The 15,594-nt window shown below is 65.8% G+C and carries 15 protein-coding genes; 9 read left to right on the plus strand and 6 right to left on the minus strand.

Annotated features, from left to right (window positions below):
• Positions 1–20 precede the first annotated feature (20 nt).
• Positions 21–956 (minus strand): AraC family transcriptional regulator, encoded by a 936-nt coding sequence (locus A8G15_RS15065; protein ID WP_068160879.1) that lies wholly within the window; start codon positions 954–956, stop codon positions 21–23.
• A gap of 193 nt (positions 957–1,149) precedes the next feature.
• Here A8G15_RS15065 and A8G15_RS15070 point away from each other — a divergent pair, with 193 nt between their 5' ends.
• The 3 genes from A8G15_RS15070 (at position 1,150) to A8G15_RS15080 (ending at position 4,052) form a co-directional block, all read left to right on the plus strand.
• The gene (locus tag A8G15_RS15070; protein WP_068160882.1) at positions 1,150–1,716 is read left to right on the plus strand and encodes a flavin reductase family protein; all 567 of its coding nucleotides are present in this window, start codon (positions 1,150–1,152) and stop codon (positions 1,714–1,716) included.
• Positions 1,717–1,766: 50 nt separating this feature from the next.
• Positions 1,767–3,383 (plus strand): 4-hydroxyphenylacetate 3-hydroxylase family protein, encoded by a 1,617-nt coding sequence (locus tag A8G15_RS15075; RefSeq protein WP_068160886.1) that lies wholly within the window; start codon positions 1,767–1,769, stop codon positions 3,381–3,383.
• A gap of 81 nt (positions 3,384–3,464) precedes the next feature.
• Entirely contained in the window at positions 3,465–4,052 is a 588-nt protein-coding gene (locus A8G15_RS15080) for a hypothetical protein (protein ID WP_068160889.1), read from the plus strand.
• On the opposite strand, the gene A8G15_RS15085 is transcribed toward A8G15_RS15080, so the two are convergent.
• The 4 genes from A8G15_RS15085 to A8G15_RS15100 are packed head-to-tail and all read right to left on the minus strand — an operon-like array spanning position 3,976 to position 7,961.
• Complete coding sequence (locus A8G15_RS15085) at positions 3,976–4,728, minus strand: glycerophosphodiester phosphodiesterase (RefSeq protein ID WP_068160893.1); 753 nt, start codon at positions 4,726–4,728, stop codon at positions 3,976–3,978. The genes A8G15_RS15080 and A8G15_RS15085 overlap by 77 nt on opposite strands.
• The gene (locus A8G15_RS15090) at positions 4,725–6,107 is read right to left on the minus strand and encodes an ABC transporter substrate-binding protein (RefSeq protein WP_068160895.1); all 1,383 of its coding nucleotides are present in this window, start codon (positions 6,105–6,107) and stop codon (positions 4,725–4,727) included. The genes A8G15_RS15085 and A8G15_RS15090 overlap by 4 nt, the downstream gene beginning before the upstream one ends.
• 49 nt (positions 6,108–6,156) lie before the next feature.
• Positions 6,157–6,984 (minus strand): carbohydrate ABC transporter permease, encoded by an 828-nt coding sequence (locus A8G15_RS15095; protein ID WP_068160898.1) that lies wholly within the window; start codon positions 6,982–6,984, stop codon positions 6,157–6,159.
• Entirely contained in the window at positions 6,984–7,961 is a 978-nt protein-coding gene (locus A8G15_RS15100) for a carbohydrate ABC transporter permease (RefSeq protein WP_068161009.1), read from the minus strand. The genes A8G15_RS15095 and A8G15_RS15100 overlap by 1 nt, the downstream gene beginning before the upstream one ends.
• A 313-nt stretch (positions 7,962–8,274) precedes the next feature.
• Between A8G15_RS15100 and A8G15_RS30675 the strand changes: the two genes are divergently transcribed.
• Positions 8,275–9,147, plus strand: coding sequence for a DeoR/GlpR family DNA-binding transcription regulator (locus tag A8G15_RS30675; RefSeq protein WP_068160901.1), 873 nt, complete (start codon positions 8,275–8,277; stop codon positions 9,145–9,147).
• Entirely contained in the window at positions 9,144–9,824 is a 681-nt protein-coding gene (locus A8G15_RS30680; protein ID WP_156665412.1) for an HAD family hydrolase, read from the plus strand. Before A8G15_RS30675 ends, A8G15_RS30680 begins: the two co-directional genes overlap by 4 nt.
• Positions 9,825–9,865: 41 nt before the next feature.
• On the opposite strand, the gene A8G15_RS15115 is transcribed toward A8G15_RS30680, so the two are convergent.
• On the minus strand, positions 9,866–10,948 hold the full coding sequence (locus tag A8G15_RS15115) for an ABC transporter ATP-binding protein (RefSeq protein ID WP_068160904.1): 1,083 nt from the start codon (positions 10,946–10,948) through the stop codon (positions 9,866–9,868).
• A gap of 318 nt (positions 10,949–11,266) precedes the next feature.
• Between A8G15_RS15115 and benA the strand changes: the two genes are divergently transcribed.
• From benA to A8G15_RS15135, 4 genes are read left to right on the plus strand one after another with little or no spacing between them, the layout of a single operon-like run.
• Positions 11,267–12,640, plus strand: a complete 1,374-nt coding sequence (gene benA, locus A8G15_RS15120) for a benzoate 1,2-dioxygenase large subunit (RefSeq protein ID WP_068160907.1) — start codon at positions 11,267–11,269, stop codon at positions 12,638–12,640.
• A 12-nt stretch (positions 12,641–12,652) separates the two neighbouring features.
• The gene (gene benB / locus A8G15_RS15125; protein WP_068160910.1) at positions 12,653–13,156 is read left to right on the plus strand and encodes a benzoate 1,2-dioxygenase small subunit; all 504 of its coding nucleotides are present in this window, start codon (positions 12,653–12,655) and stop codon (positions 13,154–13,156) included.
• A 32-nt stretch (positions 13,157–13,188) separates the two neighbouring features.
• Positions 13,189–14,790, plus strand: coding sequence for a benzoate 1,2-dioxygenase electron transfer component BenC (benC, locus tag A8G15_RS15130; protein ID WP_068160913.1), 1,602 nt, complete (start codon positions 13,189–13,191; stop codon positions 14,788–14,790).
• Positions 14,787–15,581, plus strand: coding sequence for a 1,6-dihydroxycyclohexa-2,4-diene-1-carboxylate dehydrogenase (locus A8G15_RS15135; RefSeq protein ID WP_068160918.1), 795 nt, complete (start codon positions 14,787–14,789; stop codon positions 15,579–15,581). Before benC ends, A8G15_RS15135 begins: the two co-directional genes overlap by 4 nt.
• Positions 15,582–15,594: the final 13 nt, after the last annotated feature.

Raw genomic sequence — 15,594 nt, forward strand, 5'->3', positions numbered from 1 at the left:
AAACCGGCCCGGCCCCAGGCTCACGAACGCAGCGTGTCGGACGGCGCGACCCCGTACTTGCGCCGGTAGGCCGCAGCGAACCGGCCGGTGTGGGTGATACCCCACTTGAGCGCGACATCGGTGACGCAGACCGTCCCGCGGTCGCCTTCGGACAGCTCCGAGTGGATGCGCTCGAGGCGCAGGTCGAGCAGGTATTCGCGGGGGCAGACGCCGAGGTACTCGCGGAAACCCTCCTGGAGCCGGCGCACACTGACCCCCGCCACGTCGGCCATGTCGGCACTGGTCCAGGCCAGCGACGGATCCGCGTGCAGCCGGTCGAGCACCCGCTTGATGATGCGCGGCCGAGCGACCACCCCGGGGTCGGCGTCCTGCATGACGGCGAGGACGAAAGCCGAGGTGATGGCCCCGGAAAGCTGGTCGGCGACCAAGGGGTTGTTCCAGGGCGAGGCGCCCGATTCGAGGTTGGCGACCATCGCTCCCAGCATCGTCAGCCAGTTCTTCCCGCCCTCGGTCGTCAGGTCCGCCTGCGCGGGCAGTTGCAGCCCCGGCCGGCCCAACACCCGGGCCATCTCCCGGTGCAGGTAGTCGCGGTCGAGCTTGACGCCGACGATCTCGCAGTTCGCCGTCCACCGCGTGATCGCCGCGGCGGTGTCGGGACGGAAAACGGTGGCGTAACCGTGCGGGGAAACGACCTCCCGGCCCTCGCTCACCGACTCGATCTGCCCGGCCAGCGGGATGTTCACGGCATACGCGCCGGGATGGTCGGACTCGATCTGCACCTCTGCGCCCCAGCCGACCCGCGCGAGCCGCAACGGACCGAGATCGACCCTGCGCAGCGTCACCTGCGGAACGGCGACCGCATCGATCGGACGCAGCGAATGCGGGAAGTAGGCATCGGACACCACTACCTCCGCTTCATCCCAGTTGTCGGGAATCTGCACGTCATCGGTGCCCATTCACCCTCCTCGAGCGCACGTTCAGGGCCTTTGGTCCCAGTGTGACCGGCAACACTACCTGCCGCAAACAAGTCCGACGGTCACTCCGCCGCGCAAGGTGGATAACGACCGCGCTCAGCGGATCGCAGATCCCACTCGACGCGACATATGGTCTGGGTCACACCGCGACGGATCGACCGGAAGGGACTCCGAAATGGACCAGCGTGAGCTTCGAAACATATTCGGGCAGTTCGCAAGTGGCGTCACCGTCATCACCTGCACCAACCACGAGGGCACCCCGCACGGGGCCACCGTCACCGCGTTCACGGCGGTCTCACTCGAACCCCGGCTGTGCCAGGTGACCCTGACGCGCACGTCGAAGGCGTGCAGTTTCCTGTCCGGTGCACCGTTCGCGGTGAACATCCTCGCGGACGACCAGGTCGACACGGCCCTGCACTTCGCGGGGCGCCCGCAGTCCCCCGAACCGGTGTGGGAGCAGGGCCCGACCGCGCCGATCCTCGCCGGCACCGCCGCAACCCTGTCCTGCGTGCCGTGGCGCGAATACGACGGCGGCGACCACATCATCTACATCGGCGAGATCGTCGACGCCACAGCACGCGCCGACGTGAACCCGCTCTTGTTCTACCGCAGCACCTTCCACGATCTCGGGACGCCCAGCGCATCCGCCGCGTGGAACGGATCGCTCGACGACCCGCACAGCGGCTGGTTCGACGCATCCACCCGGTTCACCCCGATGCGAGTGACCGTCCCCACCGCGTGATCCGCCCCGATCCCTTCTTCCTCACCTTCCCCGTCCCCAGGAGAGATGACATGACCACGACCGAGCCCCGCCCCACCGACACGGTCGACCGTTCCAAGGTCAACGTCGCCGCCGAATGCGCGGCGAACCAGCAGCAGAACTTCGCGAGCCGGCCGATGACCGGGGACGAGTACATCGAGTCCATCAAGGACGGTCGCGAGATCTACCTGCACGGCGAGCGGGTGAAGAACTACACCGAACACCCCGCCTTCCGGAACTCGATCCGCATGACCGCCCGGCTGTACGACGCGATGCACACCGGTGAGCACGTCGACACGCTCACCACGCCCACCGACACCGGTAACGGCGGCGTCACCATGCCGTTCTTCCGCACCCCCAAGTCCGCGGACGACCTGCGCGCCGACCGCGACGCCATCGCCACCTGGGCACGCCTGACGTACGGCTGGATGGGCCGCAGCCCCGACTACAAGGCATCGTTCCTGGGCACCCTCGGCGCCAACGACGAGTTCTACTCGCCGTTCCAGGACAACGCGAAGCGCTGGTACCGGGAATCGCAGGAAAAGGTCCTGTACTGGAACCACGCCATCATCAACCCGCCCGTGGACCGGTCGCTCCCGCCGGACGAGGTCGGCGACGTGTTCATGAAGGTCGAGAAGGAGACCGACGCCGGCCTCATCGTCTCCGGCGCCAAGGTCGTCGCGACCGGCTCGGCGATCACGAACTACAACTTCATCGCCCACTACGGCCTGCCGATCAAGAAGAAGGAATTCGCCCTGATCTGCACGGTGCCGATGGACGCACCCGGCATCAAGCTCATCTCCCGGGCGTCGTACTCGCAGAACGCCAACGTCGTCGGTTCGCCCTTCGACTACCCGCTGTCCTCGCGCATGGACGAGAACGACGCCATCTTCATCTTCGACAAGGTGCTCGTGCCCTGGGAGAACGTCTTCATGTACGGGGACGTCGAGAAGATCAACAACTTCCTCGGCGGATCCGGATTCCTCCAGCGCTTCACGCTGCAGGGCTGCACGCGCCTCGCGGTCAAACTCGACTTCATCGCCGGCCTGCTCATGAAGGCCCTCGACGCGACAGGCGCCGGCGGATTCCGCGGTGTGCAGACCCGTGTCGGTGAAGTCATCGGATGGCGAAACCTGTTCTGGTCGCTCAGCGATGCGATGGTCAACAACCCCGAACCGTGGATCGGCGACACCGTCATCCCGAAGCTCGAATACGGCCTGACCTACCGGATGTTCGCCATGCAGGGCTACCCACGGATCAAGGAGATCATCGAACAGGACGTCGCGTCCGGCCTGATCTACCTGCCGTCCTCGGCCGCAGATTTCCAGAACCCGGAAACGCGACCCTACCTGGACAAGTATGTCCGCGGCTCCGACGGCATCCAGGCCGTCGATCGCGTGAAAGTCATGAAGGCGCTGTGGGATTCGATCGGATCCGAGTTCGGTGGCCGCCACGAGCTGTACGAGCGGAACTACGCCGGAAACCACGAGAACGTCAAGGCCGAACTGCTGTTCGCCGCCGAAGGTCGCGGCGACGTCGCCTCCATGAAGGGCCTCGCCGAGCAGTTCATGGGCGAGTACGACCTCGACGGCTGGACGGTGCCGGACCTGATCGGCAACGCCGACGTCAGCGCCTTCCACAAGAAGTAACCCCGACTGCCGCGTGCGGGCAGCGACGTCCCGCCTGCCCGCGCGCGGCCCCGAACCACTCCCCCAGCGAAGGAGCGCCCGATGTTCCTGGCACAGCCGAATTCCGGTCCCCCCTGCATCCCGGAGTTCGACGTCGCCGTCGTCGGGCGCTCCTTCGCGTCCCTTCGCACCGCCGAACGACTCCGCCGCGAACTCCGGCTGCAGGTCGTCGAGGCCCACGATGCGACGACCGTCCGGTATGACGACGTGAACCACCGCTGGGAGATCGACACGGCCGACGGCGTCGCGGCCCGCGCGAAGTTCGTCCTCGAGACCACCGAGCGCATACGGATCGAGGGTCGTCGCGGGCTCCCCCTCGACCACACCGACACCGGGTTCGTGGTGCGCGGATTCCCGAACCTGCTGCGGCTCGGCAATTCCGGCAGCGTCGACCCCGTGGGATCGGTATGCCGCCTCGTCGAACACATGCGGTCGAACGTCCTCGACTACGTCGAGGCTCGCAGCGGCGACGCCGCCACCGACAGCGTCGACTCCATGACGTTCGACCGCCCGGTCGACCGAGTCCACCTCCGGCAGAGAGGTTCCTACGATCTCAGCGACCGGACTCGGCGAGCGCCTGGGCGAGCCACCGGCAGCCCGCACGGGGATCGTCGACCGTTCCTCCGTTGAAGCCGAGTTCGAGCCCCAGACGGACATCGTCGATGCTTCGCACCGGCCAGGCCCCCATCTCGTATCCCGCGTCCTGCATCCGCAGCACCAGCTCGGCGGTCAGTCCGTCCCACCCGCAGTAGAACGCGGACGCACCGGTCTCGGTGAGCACACCCTCGATCCCTCCGGGATGCCGTTCCCGATCGGGGTAACCCGTCGTGATCAGGCCGCGCGATATCCCGGGTGCGAGAGCACGCATGCGTCGCAGTGCTTCCGGTTGAAAGCTCGTGAACCGGATCCGGGCGGCGTCATCGGGGCGATCGGCGACGACACGCGCGAGTTCCTCCGCGACCTCGACGGCCTTGATCTCGACCTGGAGGGCCACGGTTGTCGCGTCCAGGACCTCTTCGAACGTCGGCACATGATTGCCGTCTCCGACGTCGACGGCGCGAACCTGCGCGTACGTCAGATCCGCGACGGGCCCCAGTCCCCGGCCGGAGTCGTCGGCCGCGGTCCGATCGAGCGTGGCGTCGTGCAGGACGATCGCGACACCGTCCGCCGTCGACCGCACATCGAATTCGATCTCGTGGACCCCGATCTCCTCCGCCAACCGGAACGACGGCAGCGTGTTCTCCGGTGCGAGCGCCATCGCGCCACGATGACCGACCACGGCGTACGGGGTGCTGGGTGTGTTCATTCTGCGACCAACTCCTGGTATCGGCCTCGGATGTCCTCGGCGTCCTTGCGGATGACCTTCGCGGCGGCGGAGAGAACCGCCGCCGGATCCGCGTTCTCCGTGTAGAGCTTCTGGATGACGCCGCGCATCTCGAGGATCGTCGAGGACACGTAGCGCCGTGCGGCGTCGGGCTGGCGAGCACGGTCGAGCTGCGCTACGGCCAGCCCGTAGTTCGGGTTCTCGGCGATGCGGCGGGTGACGGTCGGCGATGCGGTCGCGCCCTTCGTGGCGGGAAGATAACCCGTGTCGACCGCCCAGTCCGCGGCCTGCTGGTCCTGGGCGAGGAACTCGATGAGCTTCGCGGCTGCCGCCTTGCGTTCGGGATCGGCGTTCTTGAGAATCGACAACCCTGCACCACCGGTGGGTACGCCGGAATCCACTGCGACAGGTAGGAATCCAGCGCCGATCTCGAAGTCCGCGCCTTTGGTGAGACCGGTGAGTGAACCGGTCGAATTCGTGATCGTCGCGACGAGACCGTTCGTGAAGTCGGTGTTGATCTCCTGTGCGAGATACCCGATCTTGTCGTCGTTGATGCAGGCACGGTCGAACTCGGCGGCAGCGATGGCAGGCCCGGCGTCGACGACCACGTCGAGTCCGTCGGAGATGGCCGCACCGTGGTTCCAGAGCAGACCCTGGAAATACCAGTCGTCGGAGCCCGTGTAGGCGCGCATCCTCACTGCGTTGCCCCGATAGCTGCGCCCGGTGATCCTTTTGCCCCAGTCCCGGAACTCGTCCCATGTCTCCGGCGCCCGATCGGGCAGACCGGCGTCGGCGAAGATCTCCTTGTTGTAATAGAACAGCGGGGTCGAACGGCCGAACGGCACCCAGTACGACGCCCCCCGCACGATCCCCTCCTCGAACAAGCGGTCGTGGTAGGTGCCACCGTTCCAGCTGTCGGTGAAGTAGTCGTCGAGCGGTTCGACCTGATTCGACAGGAAGAACTTGTTCCACGACACATCGGAGAAGACCGCGATCTCGGGGATCTGTCGAGCCTGCAGTCCCGCGGACAGCTTCTCGGTGACCCCGTCGTAACCCTGGAACTGCTGGACTTCGACGTACACGTCGCTCTGGGACTCGTTGAACCGGCCGACCAACGCCGCGAACGCCTCGCCGTTGGTGCCGGACCACGGGCTCCACACGACCACGTTGGTGCGGCCGGTGAACGGACCGGGGACCTGAACGTCCGGCTGCGCGAAGGACCCGGACGAGGAGCCCGAACCCGGTGATCCGCAGGCGGTCAGGATCGGAACCGCGGTCGCCGCCATACCCGCCACGGCCAGAAAGCGCCGCCGGGTGAGCGCCTGGGACGGCGTCGCGCGTGGACGATGGAACAGGGACATGACTTCTCCTCGGAGAGTGGCGGGTTACGGGAGCGGAAAGGTCTGTGCGTCAGTGCTTGACCGCGGCACCGGCGAGGCCGGCGATGATGCAGCGCTGGGCGAAGAGGAACAGCAGGAGCATCGGAAGCATCACGATCACGGTGCCGGCCATGATCGGACCCCACTGGTCGACGCCCTCGGTTTCCTTGAGGAACATCAGTCCGATCGGAAGCGTGCGTGCCTGAAGTGAATTCGTGACGAGCAAGGGCCAGATGAAATCGTTCCATTCGTCGATGACGGCGATCAGCGCCACCGTCACGATCGCGGGTTTCGACATCGGCAACACGAAGTGCACGAGCCGCCGGAGATGACCACAGCCGTCGAGTTCGGCGGCCTCGAGCACCTCCTTCGGCAGCGACAGGAAGTGCTGACGGAGCAGGAACGTCCCGAAAGCGCTGGCCAGGCCCGGCAGGAAGATGCCCGCATAGGTGTTGATCAAACCGAGGTTGCCGATCGTCACATAGTTGACGAGAAGGGTGACGTGGCCCGGGACCATGAGAGCACCCAGCACCGCGAGGAAGAACCACTTCTTGCCCGGAAACCGAAGGAAGGCGAACGCGTAGGCGCCGAAGACCGCCAGCAGCACCTTGAGGGACGATCCGACCGCGGTGACCACGACCGAGTTCACGAAGAACCGGCCGAACGGCACCGCCTCCCAGGCACGCTCGAAGTGATCGAACACGAGGGTCGACGGAATCCATTGCAGTGGCCACCGATAGATCTCGTCCTCGGGCTTGAAGGCCGAACTGAACATCCAGTAGAAGGGCACCAGGAACAGCAGGCCGACGAGAACCAGCCCCAGCAACGACCACGGGTGCTTGCGAACTGCGGTGATCATCAGTAGTGCACTTTCTTCTCGACATAGCGCATCTGCACCACGGTCACCACCATGAGCAGAACGAACATGATCATCGCGCCGGCCGCGGCCGTCCCCGCCTTGAACTGGCGGAAGCCCTCCGAGTAGATGAACCAGCTGAGCGTCGTCGTGGCCTCGGCCGGCCCGCCCGCCGTCATCATGGCGATGAGGTCGAAGGACTGGAACGCACCGATCACCTGTGTGACCGTGAGGAAGAACGTCGTCGGCGACAGCAACGGGAACTTGACGTGGCGAAGGATCTGCCAGCGGTTCGCTCCGTCGAGACGGGCTGCCTCGAAGACATCGTCGGGCATCGACTGCAGTGCCGAAAGATAGACGATTGCAACGAAACCCACACCCTTCCAGACCGCGACGACGATCAGTGCCGGCAGCGCCCACCGGCTCGACGTCGTCCAGTGGGGGGATTCGAACCCGAACAGCGAGAACACGGCACGGGACAAGCCGTAGTTCGGGTCGAACAGGAACAACCACACCGCAGCGACCGCCGCTCCCGACAGGATGTGCGGCGAGAAGGCCAGCGCCGATACCGCTTTCCTCCCCGGCGCTTTCGACGCGAACAGCAAGGCGAGGGCGAGGCCGCCGAGGAGGCTGACGCCGACCACCGCGACCACCCACACTGCGGTGATAGACAGGACCCGCAGGAACGAGGGGTCGGAGAACAGCGTGAGGTAGTTGTCCAGGCCGACGAAGGTCGGGCTGGGTTCGATCATGTCCCAGCGCGTCAGGCTCAGGTATGCGTTTCCGATGACGGGCCAGTACGCGAACACTGCGATCAGAGCGAGGTTCGGCAGCGCGAACAACGCGAACAGCAGATACTCCCGCCGCCGACGCCGGTTCCGGCCTCGCGGGGACGGCGACGGCACAGGGCGCTTCGACACGGGCCGCCGCGGTACCGGTGCGCTCGGCGCCGACACGGGGCGCTGGGCTGTCAGTGACACGTCCACCGTCCTTTCTGAGATATCACACAACTGTTAGAACCGTCCTCGAACGCGGATCATGGTGGCACCCTCGATCGACAAGGGTCAAACGCTGGATCGACACTCGATTCGATCGCGCGCCCGAGCATGGCGTCGCAGTAATTTGGTTGCACACCAGCATTTTTCGGGAATTGTGCCGAACTGCCCGACACGCGGTGTCGGCTGCGATTCGCCCTCCGGGCGGCAAGCCTTTCCGACGATTTCACCGGGCGTTAATAGCGGTTCGGATGATATAACTTGCAGAGCCGACCAAATCCGAGAGACAGGAATTCGCGTGGTTCAGCGATCGATCAGAAGTTCCCGCCAGGATCGGCTCGACTCCATCCTCGGATGCCTGATCGCGGACGAGACCGCCTCTGCGCAATCACTCGCCGCACGGTTCGACGTCTCGCTCATGACGATGCACCGCGACCTCGACGAACTCCAGCGCCGCGGAATCGTCCGGAAGTTCCGCGGCGGCGTCAGCGTCCAGCGCACCAGCACCTACGAGATCACCGCTCCACTACGACGCCTCGTGGCCGTCCCCCAGAAACGCGCGATCGCCGCGGCCGCTGCCGCTCTCGTCTCTCCGGGACAGGCCGTCCTGCTCGACGACTCCACAACCGCCGCATCGATGCTCGACCATGTACTCGACGTCGAGGACCTGCACATCGTCACGAACTATCTTCCGGCCCTGAACCGGATCGCCGAAGGGGGCACCGCGACCTCGACCGCGATCGGGGGAACGTACGACGCCGGGCACGAGTCCTTCCTCGGCGTGGGGGCCGCCGCTGCGATCCGCGCGATCCGAGTGGACACCGCATTCCTGTCCACGACGACGGCAGACGCAGAGGGCACGTACCATCAGGAGGAATCGATCGTCGGCGTCAAGGCCGAGATGCTCCGTTCGGCGCGCCGGCGGGTCCTGCTCGCCGACTCGACCAAACTCGGTGCGACATCACTGCATCTGGTGTGCGGGTGGGAATCGATCGACGATCTGATCACCGATACCGGTGCCCCGGCCGAACTGCTCGACACGGTTCGTTCCCGCGGGGTCCGTGTCGCGGTGGTCGCCCCGGACAGCGACGGTACCGAGCCGGGATCGGAAGCGTTTCCCGTTGTGCAGCAGGAACAGTCACGAACGGACGACAACGAGGAGGATGTGTGACCCAGGTGGACACCGGAGTGCAGGCCGTACTCTGGGACATGGACGGAACACTGGTGGACACCGAGCCGTACTGGTTCCGCGCGGAAACAGAACTCCTGTCGGCATACGGCATTCCGTGGAGCTCTGCACAGGCGGCTGCCCTCGTGGGAAACTCGCTGCCCGCCTCCGCCGCGGTCCTGCGTGATGCGGGTGTGCAGCTCGACGTTCGTGAGATCATCGATCTTCTTCTCGAATCCGTGATCGCTCAGGTACGCACCCGAGTGCCCTGGCGACCGGGGGCACGCGAATTGCTCGCCGGTGTCCGCGACGCCGGCATCCCGTGCGCAATGGTCACGATGAGCGAGCGGCCGCTCGCCGCGGAGATCGACCGCCTGCTCCCGGCCGGAACGTTCGAGTTTCTGGTCACGGGCGAGTCGGTCACTCACGGAAAGCCGCATCCGGAACCGTATCTGCATGCCGTCGAACGCCTTCGGGAGGCATGGGGCGCCGTCGAACACGGCCGCATCGTCGCCATCGAGGATTCGCTTCCGGGTCTCGCATCGGCGAAGGCTGCGGGGCTCGTCACCGTCGGCGTGCCCAATGTCGTGGATCTCCCCGAGGATCCCGGACACACGCTGTGGCCGACCCTCGAAGGGCGGACAGTGATGCATCTGCGTGAACTATTGCCGCCGAGGTGATCTCGGTGGTGGCCGGGTGGACCCGGCCACCACCGGTGGAGTCAGGCGCTCAGGCGTGCGCCCGTTTCCGAGTCGAACACGTGCACCGCCGATGTCACCGGGCGGATCCGGACCACCGAGTCGATCGGTGGCGGATTGTGGCCGTCGGTGCGGACGGTGAGGTCGTGACGCACGCCCCCGCTCTCGACATGGCCGTAGAGGAAGGCGTCGGCGCCGAGTTCCTCCACGACCTCGACCCGCATGTCGATCCCGCTGCCGTCGGTACTGAGGACGAACGACTCGGGTCGCACACCCACGGTCACCGATCCGGTCTGTGCCCGGTCGAGCACGGACCGCTCCACCGGGACGGTGAACCCGCCGACATCGACACCGCCGTCGGACACCGGCAGATCGAGAAAGCTCATGGCAGGTGATCCGATGAAACCGGCGACGAATCGGTTCGCGGGCCGCGCATAGAGATTCCGCGGTGTATCGACCTGCTGCAACCGGCCGCCATCGAGCACCGCCACCCGATCACCCATCGTCATGGCCTCGGTCTGGTCGTGGGTGACGTAAACGGTGGTGACGCCGAGCGTGCGTGTCAGACGGGCGATGCGGGTGCGTGTGTGGACCCGGAGCTTCGCGTCGAGGTTGGACAGCGGCTCGTCCATCAGGAACACCTGCGGGTTCCGAACGATCGCACGCCCCATCGCGACGCGTTGCCGTTGCCCACCGGACAGCGCCTTGGGCTTGCGATCGAGGTACTGCTCGAGATCGAGCATCTTCGCCGCCTCGGCTATCCGGTGTTGCCGGTCGTTCTTGGACGCCCCGGCGATCTTCAACGCGAAACCCATGTTCTCGGCAACCGTCATGTGTGGGTAGAGGGCATAGTTCTGAAAGACCATGGCGATGTCGCGGTCTTTCGAATCCACGTCGGTGACATCGTTGCGGCCGATGAGCAACCGGCCGCTGTCGATGTCCTCGAGACCTGCCAGCATCCGCAGCGAGGTCGTCTTACCGCACCCGGACGGACCCACGAGGACGAGGAACTCGCCGTCCGCGATGTCGAGGTCGAGTCCGTCGACCGCCGGGCGATCGGTGCCGGGATAGCGGCGGGTGGCCTTTTCGAATGTGACGGTAGCCAAGGTGGATTCCTTTCACGGGCAGGAACGTGCCCGACGATCCGAAGTGAACGGACGAACATCCGTTCCCACAGTCCACCGGCGCCACATGAATGAGCGGGTGCCTCGACCCGAACGTGTAGTGAACGGGACCGGTCCACCGGCCCGCCGCACTCCGGGCCGTGGAGTCCTAGGTAGCACTAGGCATATACCTGGTGTGACCACCAACACAGGCTGGCATCGTGGAGTGCAACACGGACGCAGCCCGTCCGACCCGCACTGGTACCGAACCCCGATCCGGCCGGCGCCTGGCACATCCCGCACGATCCCCTTGGAGAACCCATGACCGAAACCGTCGACCACGTGCGTTCCCATCTCGACGGCGCCCTCGTCGAGGATGCAGCGAGCGGCCGCTACCAGGTGCGACGCGATGTCTTCACCGATGAGGACATCTTCGAACTGGAGATGAAGCACATCTTCGAGGGCAACTGGGTCTACCTCGCGCACGAGAGCCAGCTGCCCGACAACGGGGACTACTTCACCACCCACATCGGGCGCCAGCCCGTCGTCGTCACCCGGGACAAGGACGGCGAGTTGCACTGTCTGATCAACGCGTGCAGCCATCGCGGCGCGATGTTGTGCCGGCGCAAAACCGACAACCGTGCGACGTTCACGTGCCCGTTCCACGGCTGGACGTTCCGCAACAACGGCAAGCTGCTCAAGGTCAAGGACCCGCGCGACGCGGGCTACCCGGAACAGTTCAACACCGACGGCAGCCACGACCTGACCCGCGTCGCCCGTTTCGGCAACTACCGCGGATTCCTGTTCGGCAGCCTCAACCCCGACGTCGTGTCGCTCGAGGAGCACCTCGGTGACACCACCAAGATCATCGACATGGTCGTCGACCAGTCCCCCGAGGGCCTGGAAGTGCTGCGGGGCTCGTCCACCTACACCTACGACGGCAACTGGAAGCTGCAGGCCGAGAACGGCGCCGACGGCTACCACGTGTCGGCGACGCACTGGAACTATGCGGCCACGACCGCCCGCCGCACCGCCGGAGAATCGGCCAACGAGACCAAGGCGATGGACGCGGGTACGTGGGGCAAGCAGGGCGGTGGCTACCACTCCTTCGAGAACGGGCACCTGCTGCTGTGGATGTGGTGGGGCAATCCGCAGGACCGTCCGCTCTATCCCCGCAAGGACGAACTGGCCGCCGAATTCGGGGAGAAGAAGGCCGAATTCATGGTCGGCGCATCGCGCAACCTGTGCCTGTACCCGAATGTGTATCTGATGGATCAGTTCTCGTCGCAGATCCGCCACTTCCGGCCGATCTCGGTGGACAAGACCGAGGTGACGATCTATTGCATCGCCCCCAAGGGCGAATCGGCCGAGTCCCGCGCGAACCGGATCCGGCAGTACGAGGACTTCTTCAACGCGACGGGCATGGCCACCCCGGACGATCTCGAAGAGTTCCGTTCCTGCCAGAAGACGTACCTCGCGACCGCCGCCCCGTGGAACGACATGAGCCGAGGCGCCGCCCACGTGCTGAACGGTCCCGACCAGGTCGCGAGGGACCTGGGCATGACCAACGTCCTGTCGAGTGGTGTGAAGACGGAGGACGAGGGACTCTACCCGATCCAGCACCGCTACTGGCTCGAGACGATGCGCAGGGCCGCGGAGGCCGAAGCCGAGCCCACCGCCACGAACGAGCGCTGAGGAACCGAAACGATGACCACCGCAACAGAGTTGACGCAGACCGAGATCGAGCAGTTCCTCTACCGGGAAGCACGGTTGCTCGACGACCGCGAGTTCGAGCAGTGGCTCGACTGCTACCACCCGCAGGCCGAGTACTGGATGCCGGCGTGGGACGACAACGGTGAACTCACCGAGGATCCGCAGCGCGAGATCTCGCTCGTGTACTACCCGAATCGTGGCGGGCTGGAGGACCGGGTGTTCCGCATCCGCACCGATCGTTCGTCGGCGACATCGCTGCCGGAGCCCCGCACCGGGCACAACATCACGAACGTCGAGATCCTCGAACGCCGCGGAACCGAGATCGACCTGCGCCACAACTGGTTCTCGTTGTACTACCGCTACAACACGACCGACACGTACTTCGGCACGAACTTCGTCACCCTCGACGTCTCCGGACCGGAACCGGTGATCCGGAAGAAGAAGATCGTCCTGAAGAACGACTACATCCACCACATCGTGGACGTCTACGTCGTCTGATCCACCCCGATTCACGAAAGAAGGCACATGCCATGAGTTTCCAGGTGGCTTTGAGCTTCGAGGACGGGGTGACCCGCTTCGTCAAGTGCGGACCGAACGAAACGGTCGCGGACGCGTCGTACAAGGCACGCATCAACATTCCGCTCGACTGCCGTGACGGCGCGTGCGGAACCTGCAAGGCGCTGTGCGAGTCCGGTTCGTACGACGGCGGCGACTACATCGAGGATGCCCTGACCGACGACGAGGCCGAGCAGGGTTACTGCCTGCCCTGCCAGATGACCCCGGAATCCGATCTGGTGCTGCAGATCGCGACCACCTCCGATGTCGCGAAGACCGCCGCCACGACGTACTCGGCGACGATCACCGACATTCGCCGGTTCTCCACCAGCACCGTCGGTTTCACCGTCGAGATCCCGAACCGCGACGATCTCGTGTTCCTGCCCGGCCAGTACGTGAACATCACCGTTCCCGGAACCGATCAGAGCCGCTCGTACTCGTTCAGCACGGGCCCGTGCGATACGCGCCTGTCGTTCCTGGTCAAGATCACCGAAGGCGGCGCGATGTCGGAGTACCTGCGCGATCGCGCGCAGGTCGGGGACACCCTCGAATTCGCCGGCCCGTTCGGCAGCTTCTTCCTGCGCGAACACAAGCGGCCCGCGCTGCTGCTCGCCGGTGGTACCGGGCTGGCCCCCATCCTCTCGATCCTCGCGGCGATGAGGAAGCAGGACGTCGGGCTGCCGGTGCACCTGATCTACGGTGCCACCTTCGACCACGACATCGTCGAACTCGACACCCTCGAGGGTTACACGAAGTCGTTGTTGAACTTCACGTTCGAATACTGCGTCTCGGATCCGGACTCGGCCGCGCCGAACAAGGGCTACGTCACGTCACTGTTCGAGCCCAGGCACCTCTACGAGGGGGACGTGGACGTCTACCTGTGTGGTCCGCCGCCGATGGTCGAGGCGGTGCGCGCCCACTTCGGGAACGAGGGCATCACCCCCGCCAACTTCTACTTCGAGAAGTTCAACAGCGCCGTGGGCGGTTCCGAGCAGGTCGCCGCGCCCACCGAGGCCGAACGTGCAGCGGCCGAGAAGGCTTCGGCCGAAACCGGTCTGCCCGTCACTCTCGGGGCAGCGTTCCCCACCGCCGACAATTACGAGATCGGCGAGGAGCACCCACCGGTTGCGGATTCCGATGCCCAGTTCGATGCCCGCATGGCACTCGAACTCGGCGCGCTCGAACTGACGGTCGGCCGGCTCACCGAAGCTCAGCTCGTCGAGTTCCGCATCCTGGCCGAGGCATCGACCGCGTCGATCGACCGGGACTACTTCACGGATGCTGCCGCGTTCACCGACACCAACGCGGCCTTCCACGAGTTCTTGTTCCGCTGCTGCGGCAACCCGGTTCTTCTCGAGGCCTACAACCGGCTCGAGGTCACGCAGTTGATGCGGCGCGTGCTCCGGACCGCGCAGTGGGTGGACGAACAGATCCCGCACGACCACCTGAAGATCGTGGAAGCATTCGAGCGCGGAAATCGCGCTGCAGCACGAGATCTCATCGTCTCGCACGCCCAGCACGCGAAGGCGACCATGCGGCGCGCCATCGAGGACCGGGAGAAGGCGGACATCGCATGAGTCCCCGTGTGTTTCCGGGCCGGTTCGACGGCCGCGCGGTGGTCGTGACAGGTGCCGCGCAGGGCATCGGATGCGCGGTCGCGACACGGATCGCGGCCGAAGGCGGCGACGTGGTCCTGATCGACCGCGCCGAGCTGGTCCACGACGTCGCGAAGGAGCTGCGGGAGAACGGTGCCCACGCGTGGTCCGTCACCGCCGACCTGGAGACGTTCGACGGTGCACAGGACGCGATCGACGAGGCGCGACAGCAGAACGGGCGCATCGACGTTCTGGTCAACAATGTCGGTGGCACCATCTGGGCCAAGCCGTACGAGCACTACACCCCCGAACAGATCCAGGCCGAGGTGCAGCGCTCGCTGTTCCCGACGTTGTGGACGTGCCGTGCGGTCCTGCCCCATCTGATCGCCCGGAACTCCGGCACGATCGTCAACGTCTCGTCGGTTGCGACCCGTGGCGTCAACAGGGTTCCCTACGCCGCTGCGAAGGGTGGGGTGAACGCGATCACCGCGGCGCTGGCGCTGGAGGTCGCGCAGTACGGGATCCGGGTGGTCGCGACCGCGCCCGGCGGCACCGACGCGCCCCCACGCCGGGTCGCCCGCGGGCCGTCGGCGCAGACCGAGCAGGAGAAGACCTGGTATCGGCAGATCGTCGACCAGACCGTCGACTCGTCGCTGCTCAAGCGGTACGGCTCGCTCGACGAGCAGGCCGCCGCGATCACGTTCCTGGCATCCGAGGAAGCCTCGTACATAACCGGCACGGTTCTCCCCGTCGCCGGCGGCGATCTGGGCTGACCCACCGCCCGGG

It is taken from the genome of Rhodococcus phenolicus, assembly GCF_001646785.1.
In the GTDB taxonomy this organism is placed as follows: Bacteria; Actinomycetota; Actinomycetes; order Mycobacteriales; family Mycobacteriaceae; genus Rhodococcus; species Rhodococcus phenolicus.

Bases quoted from the DNA above. Each gene is read 5' to 3' on its own strand.
- A8G15_RS15095 (WP_068160898.1), bottom strand. From the start codon at position 6,984: ATGATCACCGCAGTTCGCAAGCACCCGTGGTCGTTGCTGGGGCTGGTT.
- benB (WP_068160910.1), top strand. From the start codon at position 12,653: ATGACCACCGCAACAGAGTTGACGCAGACCGAGATCGAGCAGTTCCTC.
- A8G15_RS15135 (WP_068160918.1), top strand. From the start codon at position 14,787: ATGAGTCCCCGTGTGTTTCCGGGCCGGTTCGACGGCCGCGCGGTGGTC.
- A8G15_RS15065 (WP_068160879.1), bottom strand. From the start codon at position 956: ATGGGCACCGATGACGTGCAGATTCCCGACAACTGGGATGAAGCGGAG.
- A8G15_RS15070 (WP_068160882.1), top strand. From the start codon at position 1,150: ATGGACCAGCGTGAGCTTCGAAACATATTCGGGCAGTTCGCAAGTGGC.
- A8G15_RS15085 (WP_068160893.1), bottom strand. From the start codon at position 4,728: ATGAACACACCCAGCACCCCGTACGCCGTGGTCGGTCATCGTGGCGCG.
- benC (WP_068160913.1), top strand. From the start codon at position 13,189: ATGAGTTTCCAGGTGGCTTTGAGCTTCGAGGACGGGGTGACCCGCTTC.
- benA (WP_068160907.1), top strand. From the start codon at position 11,267: ATGACCGAAACCGTCGACCACGTGCGTTCCCATCTCGACGGCGCCCTC.
- A8G15_RS15075 (WP_068160886.1), top strand. From the start codon at position 1,767: ATGACCACGACCGAGCCCCGCCCCACCGACACGGTCGACCGTTCCAAG.
- A8G15_RS15090 (WP_068160895.1), bottom strand. From the start codon at position 6,107: ATGTCCCTGTTCCATCGTCCACGCGCGACGCCGTCCCAGGCGCTCACC.
- A8G15_RS15080 (WP_068160889.1), top strand. From the start codon at position 3,465: ATGTTCCTGGCACAGCCGAATTCCGGTCCCCCCTGCATCCCGGAGTTC.